10 protein-coding genes are annotated in these 13,093 nt (G+C 64.3%); 8 read left to right on the top strand and 2 right to left on the bottom strand.

Annotated elements, in window-relative coordinates; genetic code table 11:
• Positions 1-2,274, top strand: a complete 2,274-nt coding sequence (gene ptsP, locus KI243_RS31050) for a phosphoenolpyruvate--protein phosphotransferase (protein ID WP_017124917.1) — start codon at positions 1-3, stop codon at positions 2,272-2,274.
• Between the two features lie 255 nt (positions 2,275-2,529).
• Here ptsP and KI243_RS31045 read toward each other — a convergent pair whose 3' ends face one another.
• Positions 2,530-3,276: an NRDE family protein gene (locus KI243_RS31045; protein ID WP_017124916.1), complete on the bottom strand. Its 747-nt coding sequence runs from the start codon at positions 3,274-3,276 to the stop codon at positions 2,530-2,532.
• Between the two features lie 110 nt (positions 3,277-3,386).
• On the opposite strand from KI243_RS31045, the gene KI243_RS31040 reads away from it, so the two are divergent.
• The 3 genes from KI243_RS31040 to KI243_RS31030 all read left to right on the top strand — a co-directional run bounded on the left by KI243_RS31040 (position 3,387) and on the right by KI243_RS31030 (position 6,138).
• Positions 3,387-4,169 (top strand): sulfite exporter TauE/SafE family protein, encoded by a 783-nt coding sequence (locus KI243_RS31040; RefSeq protein ID WP_177087114.1) that lies wholly within the window; start codon positions 3,387-3,389, stop codon positions 4,167-4,169.
• A 127-nt stretch (positions 4,170-4,296) separates the two neighbouring features.
• Positions 4,297-5,118 carry a prolipoprotein diacylglyceryl transferase gene (gene lgt / locus KI243_RS31035; RefSeq protein WP_017124914.1) on the top strand — a complete coding sequence of 274 codons (822 nt, stop codon included), beginning with the start codon at positions 4,297-4,299 and terminating at the stop codon, positions 5,116-5,118.
• 48 nt (positions 5,119-5,166) lie between these two features.
• Entirely contained in the window at positions 5,167-6,138 is a 972-nt protein-coding gene (locus tag KI243_RS31030; protein ID WP_212810258.1) for a thymidylate synthase, read from the top strand.
• Between the two features lie 115 nt (positions 6,139-6,253).
• Here KI243_RS31030 and cadR read toward each other — a convergent pair whose 3' ends face one another.
• Positions 6,254-6,700, bottom strand: coding sequence for a Cd(II)/Pb(II)-responsive transcriptional regulator (gene cadR, locus KI243_RS31025; RefSeq protein WP_017124912.1), 447 nt, complete (start codon positions 6,698-6,700; stop codon positions 6,254-6,256).
• Positions 6,701-7,134: 434 nt separating this feature from the next.
• On the opposite strand from cadR, the gene KI243_RS31020 reads away from it, so the two are divergent.
• The 4 genes from KI243_RS31020 (at position 7,135) to KI243_RS31005 (ending at position 13,066) form a co-directional block, all read left to right on the top strand.
• The gene (locus KI243_RS31020; RefSeq protein ID WP_244861923.1) at positions 7,135-9,264 is read left to right on the top strand and encodes a heavy metal translocating P-type ATPase; all 2,130 of its coding nucleotides are present in this window, start codon (positions 7,135-7,137) and stop codon (positions 9,262-9,264) included.
• A 31-nt stretch (positions 9,265-9,295) separates the two neighbouring features.
• Entirely contained in the window at positions 9,296-10,159 is an 864-nt protein-coding gene (locus KI243_RS31015; RefSeq protein WP_042934834.1) for a LysR family transcriptional regulator, read from the top strand.
• 104 nt (positions 10,160-10,263) lie between these two features.
• Positions 10,264-11,340: a putative 2-aminoethylphosphonate ABC transporter ATP-binding protein gene (locus KI243_RS31010; RefSeq protein WP_177087110.1), complete on the top strand. Its 1,077-nt coding sequence runs from the start codon at positions 10,264-10,266 to the stop codon at positions 11,338-11,340.
• 1 nt (position 11,341) lies between these two features.
• The gene (locus KI243_RS31005) at positions 11,342-13,066 is read left to right on the top strand and encodes a putative 2-aminoethylphosphonate ABC transporter permease subunit (RefSeq protein ID WP_017124908.1); all 1,725 of its coding nucleotides are present in this window, start codon (positions 11,342-11,344) and stop codon (positions 13,064-13,066) included.
• Positions 13,067-13,093 lie beyond the last annotated feature (27 nt).

The following is a 13,093-nucleotide window of genomic DNA, read 5'->3' as shown; positions in this document are numbered from 1 at the left end:
ATGCTCAATACGCTGCGCAAGATCGTCCAGGAAGTTAACGCCGCCAAGGATCTCAAGGCGGCGTTGGGGATTATTGTATTGCGCGTCAAAGAGGCCATGGGCAGCCAGGTCTGCTCGGTCTATCTGCTGGACCCCGAGACCAATCGCTTTGTGCTGATGGCCACCGAGGGCTTGAACAAGCGCTCGATCGGCAAGGTCAGCATGGCGCCGAACGAAGGCCTGGTCGGTCTGGTGGGGACGCGCGAAGAGCCCCTCAACCTGGAAAACGCCGCTGACCACCCGCGCTACCGTTACTTTGCCGAAACCGGTGAGGAGCGCTACGCCTCCTTCCTCGGCGCGCCGATCATTCACCACCGCCGCGTCGTCGGCGTACTGGTCATCCAGCAGAAGGAGCGTCGCCAGTTCGACGAGGGCGAAGAAGCCTTCCTGGTGACCATGAGCGCCCAGCTCGCCGGCGTTATCGCCCATGCCGAGGCCACCGGTTCGATCCGCGGCCTGGGGCGTGAAGGCAAGGGCATCCAGGAAGCCAAGTTCATCGGTGTGCCGGGTTCGCCCGGTGCCGCGGTGGGTACGGCGGTGGTCATGCTGCCGCCGGCGGACCTGGATGTGGTGCCGGACAAGGCGGTCAGCGATATCGATGCCGAACTGGCGCTGTTCAAGACCGCCATCGAAGGCGTGCGCAGCGACATGCGCACCCTGTCGGCCAAGCTCGCCACCCAGTTGCGCCCGGAAGAGCGCGCCTTGTTCGACGTCTACCTGATGATGCTCGACGATGCGTCCCTGGGCAGTGAAGTCACCAATATCATCAAGACCGGCCAGTGGGCCCAGGGCGCGCTGCGCCAGGTGGTCACCGACCACGTCAATCGCTTCGAACTGATGGACGACGCCTACCTGCGCGAGCGGGCCTCGGACGTCAAGGACCTGGGGCGCCGGCTGCTGGCCTACCTGCAGTCGGAACGCCAGCAGGCAATGGTCTACCCGGACAACACCATCATGGTCAGCGAAGAGCTGACGGCGGCCATGCTCGGCGAGGTGCCGGAAGGCAAGCTCAAGGGCCTGGTGTCGGTCCTCGGTTCCGGTAACTCCCACGTCGCGATCCTGGCCCGTGCCATGGGGATCCCGACGGTGATGGGCCTGGTGGACCTGCCGTATTCCAAGGTCGACGGGATCGAAATGATCGTCGACGGCGCCCGTGGCGAGGTGTTTACCAACCCGAGCGAACTGCTGCGCAAGCAATACGCCAGTGTCGTCGAAGAGGAACGCCAGCTGTCCCAGGGGCTCGATGCCCTGCGCGAGCTGCCTTGCGTGACCCTCGACGGTCACCGCATGCCCTTGTGGGTCAACACCGGCCTCCTGGCGGATGTGGCCCGTGCGCAACAGCGTGGCGCCGAAGGTGTCGGGCTGTATCGCACCGAAGTGCCGTTCATGATCAACCAGCGCTTTCCGAGCGAGAAGGAGCAGTTGGCGATCTATCGCGAACAGCTCTCGGCGTTCCACCCGCAACCGGTGACCATGCGCAGCCTGGACATCGGTGGCGACAAGTCGCTGTCGTACTTCCCGATCGTCGAGGACAACCCGTTCCTCGGCTGGCGGGGTATCCGCGTGACCCTCGACCACCCGGAAATCTTCCTGGTGCAGACCCGGGCGATGCTCAAGGCCAGCGAAGGCCTGAACAACCTGCGGATCCTGCTGCCGATGATCTCCGGCACCCATGAAGTGGAAGAGGCCCTGCACCTGATCCACCGGGCCTGGGGCGAAGTCCGCGACGAAGGCACCGATGTGCCGATGCCGCCGGTGGGGGTGATGGTCGAGATTCCGGCAGCGGTGTACCAGACCCGCGAGCTGGCCCGGCAAGTGGATTTCCTCTCGGTCGGCTCCAACGACCTGACCCAGTACCTGCTGGCCGTTGACCGTAACAACCCGCGGGTTGCCGACCTGTACGACTACATGCACCCGGCGGTGCTGCAGGCCTTGCAGAACGTGGTGCGTGATGCCCACGCCGAAGGCAAGCCGGTGAGCATCTGCGGCGAAATGGCCGGTGATCCGGCGGCAGCGGTGCTGCTGATGGCGATGGGCTTCGACAGCCTGTCGATGAACGCCACCAACTTGCCGAAAGTGAAGTGGATGCTGCGCCAGATCAGCCTGAGCAAGTCCCAGGAACTGCTGGCCCAGGTGATGACCATCGACAACCCGCAAGTTATCCACAGTACCTTGCAGTTGGCACTGAAAAACCTCGGCCTGGCGCGGATGGCCAATCCGGTGGTCAAGCACTGACTGACCCAGCGTCCTTTGCAGGAGCCTGCTTGCCGGCGATGAGGCCTGCAAGCCTTGCATCGCCGACCCGGCCGCAATCGCCAGCAAGCCGGCTCCTACAGGGGGGCGTCAGACCTCCATACATGATCGTTCCCACGCTCCGCGTGGGAGTGCCGCGCTGGACGCTCTGCGTCCGCTCTTGAAGCTGACGCGGAGCTTCATGGGCTGCATACCCACGCAAAGCGTGGGCACGATCAGTCAGTCCCGTGATGTGTTTCAGACCTTCAGTTCCACCTCTCCCAGATGCCCGCCATAGGGCCCGAAACTGCGCTCGACCAGTTGCCGCGTGCCATCGGCATTGACGATCAGCGCCGTACTGGCTCGCGTGCCATAGCTCGGGCTGGCGATAAACACACTCGACAGCAGGCTCTCCGTCGCCAGCCCGACGCCGGTATCCGGCAGTTCGGCAAAGGGTGCGGTCTGCGGGTCGGCCAGCAAGGCAAGCAGGTTCTCCGGTCGGGGATCGTCGAGGGTCTGCGCCAGCGCTGCCCTGGCCTTCAACAACTTTGGCCAGGGTGTATCGAGTCCCGCGTTGGACAGGCCGTAAACGCCTTCCGCGAGTTGGCGCGGCTGAGCCTCATGGGAGTTGAAATGCCACAACTCTCCAGCCGTACCCAGCAGCAGGTTAAAACCGGCATATTCCGGTGATCGTGCGGAGATATCCGCGAGATAATCGTCGATCGACGTTTCCCCCGCGAGGAACCGCGCCACCAGTTCGCCCCGGGAGCGCCGGGCCGGCGGCTGATGGGGATTGCGGATATTGGTCAGCGCGGCAAAGCGCTGGCCGGCGCCAACGCCTAGCCAGGTGCCGCCGGCTTCCAGGTCGCGTCCGGCGTGAACCTGCGGTGTTTCCGGCCATTGCGCCAGCGGCAGGCTGGGGCGGGCATAGAATTCGTCGCGGTTGGCCGCGACGATCAGTGGCTGGGCATGGCCCGGGCGCCAGGCGAAGACAATCAGGCACATCAGGTGGTCCTTCTGTGTTTTTGCCCACTCTACGCAGGGTGTCCGTCGTCATCCAGTAGAGACGAGCGGCATGCTTCCGTTACCATGCCGGTCTTGTTTCGGGGGCACCCATGGAATTTCTGCTCTATCTGGTACTGGGCGCATGCGCAGGCGTGCTGGCCGGGCTGTTTGGCGTCGGCGGCGGGATCATCATCGTGCCGGTGCTGGTGTTCAGTTTCACCTTGCAGGGGTTCGATACCTCGATCCTCACGCACCTGGCGGTCGGCACTTCCCTGGCGACCATCATCTTCACCTCGTTCAACACCATTCGCGGCCATCATCGCCGGGGCGCGGTGCGCTGGCCGATCTTCGCCTGGATGACCCTGGGCATCCTGCTCGGCTCGGGCCTCGGCGCGCTGACGGCCAAGGCGATTGCCGGGCCGAACCTGCAGAAGATCATCGGTGTGTTCGCGCTGATCGTTTCCGCGCAGATGGCCCTGGATCTCAAGCCCAGGGGCAGCCGTGGGATTCCCGGCAAGCTCGGGCTGGGCGTTGCCGGCGGCTTTATCGGTTGGGCTTCGGCGATTTTCGGTATCGGCGGCGGCTCGTTGACCGTGCCGTTCCTGACCTGGCGTAGCCTGCCGATGCAGCAGGCGGTGGCGACCTCGTCGGCCTGCGGCCTACCGATCGCGGTGGCCAGTGCCCTGAGCTTCATGATCCTGGGGTGGCACGATCCGTTGCTGCCGCCCCACAGCCTGGGCTTTATCTATCTGCCGGCCTTGCTCGGCATCGCCCTGACCAGTATGTTTTTCGCCCGTTTCGGCGTGCAGTTGGCGCACAAGTTATCGCCGCTGTTGCTCAAGCGGTTGTTTGCCGGGCTATTGTTCTGTGTCGGGATAAAATTCCTGATCTGAGTCTCAGGTCCGGTTCAGTCTTCCGGGCGCAATATTGGCTTAATGCGCGAGCCGCAACATGGCCCGCCGGTCCGGGCGCCGATACACCGCACGGACCCTGAATTTTCTACTCTATCGAGGAGTCGCAATGCTGCCTTACCCGCAGATTGACCCGGTGGCCCTGGCCATCGGTCCGCTGAAAATCCACTGGTACGGCCTGATGTACCTGGTCGGCATCGGCGGTGCGTGGCTGCTGGCCTCCCGGCGCCTGAACCGTTTCGACCCGACCTGGACCAAGGAAAAACTCTCCGACATGGTGTTCTGGCTCGCCATGGGGGTGATCGTCGGCGGACGCCTGGGATACGTGCTGTTCTACGATCTGCCGGCCTATATCGCCAACCCGACGCTGATCTTCGAGGTCTGGAAGGGCGGCATGGCGTTCCATGGCGGTTTCATCGGGGTGATGCTGGCCGCCTGGTGGTTCGGTCGACGTAACGGCAAGTCATTCTTCGAGCTGATGGACTTCGTCGCGCCGATGGTGCCGATCGGCTTGGGTGCCGGGCGTATCGGCAACTTCATCAATGCCGAACTGTGGGGCAAGCCGAGCGACGTGCCGTGGGCGATGGTCTTCCCGCCGTTCAGCGACCCGGCGCAGTTGCCGCGCCATCCGTCGCAGCTGTACCAGTTCGCCCTTGAAGGCGTGGCGCTGTTCGTGATCCTCTGGCTGTTCTCGCGCAAGCCGCGGCCGACCATGGCGGTTTCCGGCATGTTCGCGTTGTTCTACGGGATCTTCCGTTTTATCGTCGAGTTCGTCCGGGTCCCGGATGCGCAGCTCGGTTATCTGGCATTCGGCTGGGTGACCATGGGGCAGATCCTCAGCCTACCGATGATCATCGGCGGCCTGGCGCTGCTGTGGTTCGCCTATCACCGCGCCTCGACCACTCCGGCAACGAAAGACGCCGCGCTTTAAATTCGGATCTGGGCCCGCGGGCCCCGTATTCAAGGATGCAGGTAATTCATGAAGCAATATCTCGATCTGGTCGCCCACGTCATCAAGAACGGCACCAAGCAGGCCAACCGTACCGGCGTGAACACCATCAGCTTTCCCGGGGCGATGCTGCGGTATGACCTGAAGGAAGGTTTCCCGGCGATCACCACCCGCAAGATGGCCTTCAAGTCCGCCATCGGCGAGATGTGCGGTTTCCTCCGTGGCGTCAACAACGCCGCCGAGTTCCGCGAACTGGGCTGCAAGGTCTGGGACCAGAACGCCAACGAAAACACCCAGTGGCTGGCCAACCCGTTCCGCCAGGGCGATGACGACCTGGGCGAGATCTACGGTGTGCAATGGCGCAAGTGGCCGGCGTACAAGCAGATCCCGACCGCTAATCGCGCTGCCATCGAGCAGACCCTGAGCCAGGGCTACCGGCAGATCGCCGAGGGCGAGGAAAACGGCCAGGCCTATGTGGTGCTGTACAAGGCTATCGACCAGGTGCGCCAGTGCGTCGACACCATCATCAAGGACCCGGGCAGCCGGCGGATCCTGTTCCACGGCTGGAACTGCGCGCAGCTGGATGAAATGGCCCTGCCGCCGTGCCATCTGCTGTATCAGTTCCACCCGAACGTGGAGACCCGGGAGATTTCCCTGACCCTCTACATCCGTTCGAACGACCTGGGCCTGGGCACGCCGTTCAACCTGACCGAGGGCGCGGCGCTGCTGAGCCTGATCGGTCGCCTGACCGGCTATACGCCACGCTGGTTCACCTACTTCATCGGCGATGCCCATGTGTATGAAAACCACCTGGACATGCTCAACGAACAGCTCACCCGCGAGCCGTTCCCGATGCCGAAGCTGGTGATTTCCGAGCGCGTGCCGGAGTTCGCCAAGACTGGCGTGTACCAGCCGGAATGGCTGGAACGGGTGGAACCGGGGGACTTCTCCCTGGAAGGCTACCAGCACCACGCGCCGATGACGGCGCCGATGGCGGTCTGAGCACGGCTCCAGGCCGCGTTATCGTTCTTCGCGGGCAAGCCCGCTCCCACAGGTCCTGCGCCGTTCTTCACAGGTCCTGCGCCGTTGTGGGAGCGGGCTTGCCCGCGAAGAGGCCCTAATGGCCGTGACTTCTCGCGACATGTGAATGCTCTTCAGCCGGCAGCACGCTGCCGCTGACTTCCAGCCGCTGCAGGATCCCGCACTGATCGACATCCGGCCCTTCGCCACAACGCTGGCGCAGGTCGAGCAGTTGCGCCTGCAGCGCCAGCAACCCGTCGATGCGCGCCTTGACGTGATGGATATGCTCGTCGATCAGCGCATTCACGCTTTCGCATTGATCCTGCGGACTGTCCCGCAGGTTCAGCAGGCTGCGGATCTCCTCCAGGGTCATGTCGAGGCTGCGGCAGTTGCGGATAAAGGTCAGGCGTTCCACGTGGGCCTGGGTATACAGGCGATAGTTGCCCTCGCTACGTGCCGGCTCCGGCAGCAGGTTTTCCTTCTCGTAATAACGGATGGTTTCCACCTGGCAGTCGGTGAGTTTCGCCAGTTCGCCAATCTTCATCGTTCGATCTCCGAAAAGGGTGCTTGACCCTATAGTGGCTACAGGGTGTTCACTTGGCAACAAGCACCTTCAGGGACGCACCCATGAGCGACTCCATTCATATCCATCGCAAGACCGACACCGACCACGAGCATGTCCATGGCTCGGTGAAAACCGTGCAACCGCAGGGCTCCTGCTGCTCGGGCAAAGCGGCTGCGCCGGCTGATGCCGATCACGCGCACAAGCATGGCGACAGCCACGATCACGCCCATGACCACTCGTCGGTAAAGGTCGTGCACCAGCAGGACGCCTGCTGCTCGGGCAAAGCGGCTGCGCCGGCTGATGCCGGTCACGCGCACAAGCATGGCGACAGCCACGATCATGCTCATGACCACTCGTCGGCGAAGGCCGTGCATCAGCACAGCTGCTGTTCGGGCGCTGCCGAGGCGCCGGCGCTGATCAAGCTCAGCGCCACCACTAGCGCTACGGCCCGGCTCAGTCGTTTCCGTATCGAGGCGATGGACTGCCCGACCGAGCAGACGCTGATCCAGAACAAGCTCGGCAAGCTGGCGGGTGTGCAGCAGCTGGAATTCAACCTGATCAACCGCATTCTCGGCGTGACCCACGACCTAGCGTCGACCGCGCCGATTGTCGAGGCCATCAAGTCGCTGGGGATGCAGGCCGACCCGCTGGAAGAGGGCAGCGAAGCCGTGGGTGCACCTGCGGCCAGGAAATCCTGGTGGCCGCTGGCCGTTTCCGGGCTGGGCGCGCTGGGCGCCGAAGTGATCCACTTCACCGGCGCCGCGCCGAACTGGGTGGTGGCGATCATCGCCCTGGTGTCGATCCTCAGCGGTGGCCTGACCACCTACAAAAAGGGCTGGATCGCCCTGAAGAACCGCAACCTGAATATCAACGCCCTGATGAGCATCGCCGTCACCGGCGCCTTGCTGATCGGGCAATGGCCGGAGGCGGCCATGGTGATGTTCCTCTTCACCATCGCCGAACTGATCGAGGCCCGTTCGCTGGACCGGGCGCGCAACGCCATCGGCGGCCTGATGCAGATGACCCCGGAGCAAGCCACTGTCCGTGAGGAAGACGGTAGCTGGGTCGAGCGCGAGGTCAAAAGCATTGCACTGGGCGCCCTGGTGCGGGTGCGGCCGGGCGAGCGCATCGGCCTGGATGGCGAGGTGGTCTATGGCAGTTCCAGTGTCGATCAGGCGCCGATCACCGGCGAAAGCCTGCCCATCGAGAAGAACCCCGGGGACAAGGTGTTCGCCGGGACGATCAACCAGGCCGGTTCCATGGACTACCGGGTAACGGCGGTCGCGGGCAATTCGACCCTGGCGCGGATTATCCACGCGGTCGAGCAGGCCCAGGGCGCGCGGGCGCCGACCCAACGTTTCGTCGACAGCTTCTCGAAGATCTACACCCCCGCGGTGTTCGCCTTCGCCCTGGCCGTGGCGGTGATTCCACCGCTGTTCCTGGGCGGCCTGTGGTTCGACTGGATCTACCGGGCACTGGTATTGCTGGTGGTCGCCTGTCCGTGTGCGCTGGTGATTTCGACGCCGGTGACCATCGTCAGCGGCCTGGCCGCGGCGGCCCGCAAGGGCATCCTGGTCAAGGGCGGGGTGTACCTGGAAAGCGGTCACAAGCTGGATTACCTGGCCCTGGACAAGACCGGCACCATCACCCACGGCAAGCCGGTGCTGACCGACTTCCTGCCCCTGGACCCGCTGCTGAGCGAATCCGCGCCGGCTATCGCCGCCAGCCTGGCGGTCCGTTCCGATCACCCGGTATCCCAGGCGATTGCCCGGGATGCCCAGGACAAGCAACTGCCGCTGCAGGAAGTCGAGGCCTTCGAAGCCCTGGCCGGACGCGGCGTGCGGGGTGAAATCGGCGGCCAGCGCTATCACCTGGGCAACCACCGTCTGGTGGAAGACCTCGGCCTGTGCTCGCCGGCACTGGAAGAGAAACTCTTCGCCCTGGAGAAACAGGGCAAGACCGTCGTGCTGCTGCTCGACCGTTCCGGCCCGCTGGCACTGTTCGCCGTTGCCGATACGGTCAAGGCCTCCAGCCGCGAAGCCATCCGCCAGTTGCACGAGATGGGTATCAGGACCCTGATGCTGACCGGCGACAACCCGCACACCGCCAACGCGATTGCCGCCCAGGTGGGCATCGACGAAGCGCGTGGCGACCTGCTGCCGACCGACAAGTTGCAGGCCATCGAAGACCTGTACGCCAAGGGGCACCGGGTCGGCATGGTCGGCGACGGGATCAACGACGCACCGGCCCTGGCCCGCTCCGAGATCGGCTTCGCCATGGCGGCGGCCGGTACCGACACGGCCATCGAGACCGCCGATGTCGCCCTGATGGACGACGATCTGCGCAAGATCCCGGCTTTCATTGGCCTTTCACGGCAGACTGCGGCTATCCTCAAGCAGAATATCGCCCTGGCCCTGGTCATCAAGGCGATCTTTCTTGCGGTAACCTTCCTCGGCATGGCGACCATGTGGATGGCGGTGTTCGCCGACATGGGCGTCAGCCTGCTGGTGGTGTTCAATGGGTTGCGCCTGTTGCGCAAATAGACGATGAGAGGGTGATGTGCCGAGTGCCGAATTGAAGAGTGCCGAGCTCAAGGCGTTTTACATGGTCGCTCGCCTCGGCAGCATCACCGAGGCGGCGAAAAAGCTCGGCCTCAGCCAGCCCACGGTCACCACCCAGATCCGTCACCTGGAAAGCCAGTACTCGGTCGAGCTGTTCTATCGCGGCGGGCGCCGCCTGAGTGTCAGCGAAGAGGGCGCGCGGTTGCTGCCGATGGTCAAGGCGTTGTTGCAGCAGGAAGCCGATATCGAGTTTTTCCTGCGCAACAGCGGCCAGGTCCAGGGCACCCTGCGCATCGCCGCGACCGCGCCGTACTACATTCTCGATCTGGTGAAAGCCTTTCGTGAACGTCTGCCCCAGGTCGAGGTGTCGGTGGAAATCGGCAATTCCCAGCAGGTGCTGGAAGCCCTGGAGGACTATCGCGTCGATGTCGCGGCATCTTCGCAGTTGCTCGAGGACCCGCGCCTGATCCGCCGGGTGCTGGGCAGCGATCCGCTGGTGCTGGCGGTGCATCGCAATCATCCGCTGGCGATTCATGAGCATGTGCCGTTGTCGGCGCTGGCCGGGCATTGCCTGCTGATGCGCGAGCCGGGCTCGACCACCCGGCAATTGACGGAAGAGCTGTTGCGCAATGCCCGGGTCAGCCATGGCCCGCTGCTGGAAATCGGCAGTCGCGAGTCGATCCGCGAAGCGGTGCTGCGCAATATCGGCATCAGCATCATTGCCCGCCAGGAAGTGCCCCACGATCCGCAACTGCGGGTGCTGAGCATCGAGAATGCGCCGCAGATTCCCGAGTACCTGTATTGCCTCAAGGAGCGCAAGTCGGCGCGCCTGCCGGCGGCGTTCATGGGCCTGGCCCAGGAAATGGCGCCGGTCTGAACCCAAATCCGCCAATACCACTATCGGCAGCTTTTGCCTTATTGCCACACGGGCTACGCATTCGCTCCCTAGCATGACCCTCATCTGCTTGATGAGGTCCGTCCATGAACAACTCGATCGCCACAGTCCTGGCCAATCCGGGCGCACCGATGAAAGTGCGCGGTGTACAGAAGCGTTTCGGCGCCTTCACCGCCCTGGATAATGTCTCCCTCGATGTCGCCGCCGGCGAACTGGTCTGTCTGCTGGGGCCGTCCGGTTGCGGCAAGACCACCTTGCTGCGCTGCATCGCCGGCCTCGAGCGCCAGGACGACGGCGAGCTGTTCCTCGGCGATCGCAACGTTTCCGAACTGCCGCCCCAGGCGCGGGACTACGGCATCCTGTTCCAGTCCTACGCCTTGTTTCCCAACCTGACGGTGGAAGCGAACATCGCCTACGGCCTGGCCGGCAGCGGCCGTGATGAGGTGCGCAAGCGCGTCGGTCAGATGCTCGAACTGGTGGGCCTGGTCGGCAGCGAGAAAAAATATCCCGGCCAACTCTCCGGCGGGCAGCAGCAACGTGTCGCCCTGGCCCGCGCCCTGGCGCCGGCGCCGTCGTTGCTGCTGCTGGACGAACCCATGTCGGCCCTCGATGCGCGGGTTCGCGAGCACCTGTGCACCGAGCTGCGCCAGTTGCAACGCAGCCTCGGCGTCACCACCCTGATGGTGACTCACAATCAGGATGAGGCGATGCTGATGGCCGATCGCATTGCCGTGATGAACAACGGCAAGGTCGAGCAGTACGCCACGCCCCAGGAAATCTACGACAGACCGGCCACGCCGTTTGTCGCCGAGTTTGTCGGCCAGGGCAACTGGCTGCCGTTCCAGCATCGCAGTGCCCATCACGCGCGGGTCGGCAATATGGATGTGCGCCTCGCCGAAGGCGCCTCGCGGGCCGGTTCCGGCCGGCTGTTCTGCCGCCCGGAGTCGATCAGCGTCAATCCGCCGGTGCACGAGGAAAACCTGTTCCCGGCGCGGGTGCGCGAAATCACCTTCCTCGGCAACCGCTGTCGCATGAGCTTCGAACTCAACGAATTGCCCGGTCATCCGCTGCTGGCCGAAGTCGGTCCGCAGGATATGCCGCGCCTCGGCTCGCCGGATATCTGGGTCGCCCTGCCACCGCGCAGCCTCCAGGTGTTTGCCTGAGATGGCCGGCGAAATCAGCCTGCCGCTGGCGCGCAAGTCGAGCGTGAAGCCCTTGCGCGGCGATCTGGGTGACCGTCTGTTCGTGGTCGGTGGCAAGGTGCTCTGGCTCTGCCTGCTGGGTGTCGCGGTATTGCTGCCGCTGCTGGCGATCTTCTGGCGCGGTTTCAGCAGCGAGGCCGGGCAGGGGGGTGGCTGGCTCGCCGCGAAGGAACTGCTGAACAGCGACAACTTTCACTGGTTGCTGGGTAACAGCCTGAAGGTGTCCATGAGCGTGGCGGCGATTGTCGTGCCGCTGGCCTACCTGTTCGCCTATGCGTTGCAACGCACCCTGATTCCCGGCAAGACCCTGTGGCGCGGTCTGTCGCTGTTGCCGCTGATGGCGCCGTCGATGCTGCCGGGCATTGCCCTGGTCTACCTGTTCGGCAACCAGGGCCTGTTGCGCGGGCTGTTCCCGGACAATATCTACGGCTTCTGGGGCATTGTCCTCGGCGAAGTCATCTACACCTTTCCCCATGCCCTGATGATTCTGTTGTCGGCCTTGTCCCTGGCCGATGCCCGACTGTTCGACGCCGCGTCGAGCATGGGCGCCGGTCCCTGGAAAGCCTTTCGCAGCATCACCTGGCCGGCGACCCGGCAGGCGGTGTTCGCCGCCTTCTGCCTGGTCTTCACCCTGACCATCACCGACTTCGGCGTGCCCGTGGTCGTCGGTGGCGATTACCAGGTCCTGGCCCTGGAAGCCTACAAGGCGGTGGTCGGCCAGCAGCAGTTCGGGCGGGGCGCGCTGATCGGCATGATCCTGCTGTTGCCCGCGCTGCTGAGCTTTGCCGTCGATGCCTGGTTGCGCCGGCGTCATGGCGAGGCCATGAGCGGTCGTGCCCAGGTGTTCCAGCCGGCCCGTTCGCCGCTGCGCGATGGCTGCTACCTGGCGATTGTCCTGCTGATCTGCGCCGCGCTGCTGCTGGTGTTCGGCATGGCGGTGTACTCGTCGCTGGTGAAGTTCTGGCCGTACAACCTGTCGCTGTCCCTCAACCACTATCAGTTCAATGAAACGGCGGGTGGCGGCTGGCTGGCCTATCGCAACAGCCTGACCCTGGCGCTGTGCACGGCGCTGATCGGCAGCGCGCTGATTTTCACCGGCGCCTACCTGATGGAGAAAACCCGCGGCCAGCGCGGCCTGAACCTGGCGTTGCGCATGCTCAGCTTCGTGCCGATGGCCGTGCCGGGCCTGGTCCTGGGCCTTGGCTACGTGTTCTTCTTCAACCTCAACGGCAACCCGCTGCATGTGTTCTACGGGACCATGACGCTGCTGGTGGTCTGCACCATCGCGCACTACCTGACCACCGCGCAGATGACCGCCACCACCGCCCTGCGTCAGCTCGACGGGGAGTTCGAGGCCGCCGCGCTGTCGCTCAAGGCGCCGCTGTACCGGCACTACCTGAAGGTGACTGTGCCGATCTGCCTGCCGGCGCTGCTGGACATCATCCGCTACCTGTTCGTCTCGGCCATGACCACCGTTTCGGCGGCGATCTTCCTCTACAGCCCCGACACCATCCTCGCGGCGGTGGCGGTGCTGAACATGGACGACGCCGGCAATGTCGGCGGCGCGGCGGCCATGTCGACCCTGATCCTCTTCACCTCGGCGGGCGTGTCCCTGCTGCTGGCCTGGGCCTCGCGCGGTTTGCTGCGACGCTCCCAGGCCTGGCGGCAGACCGCGCCCGGCCATTGATTCGCCCACCCGATCAACTCGCACTCA

Origin of the sequence: Pseudomonas sp. Ost2, assembly GCF_018326065.1 — a bacterium.
GTDB classification, from domain to species: Bacteria; Pseudomonadota; Gammaproteobacteria; order Pseudomonadales; family Pseudomonadaceae; genus Aquipseudomonas; species Aquipseudomonas gingeri.
The sequence above is the reverse complement of the archived record's forward strand: the minus strand, read 5'-3'. Positions and strand labels throughout refer to the sequence as shown.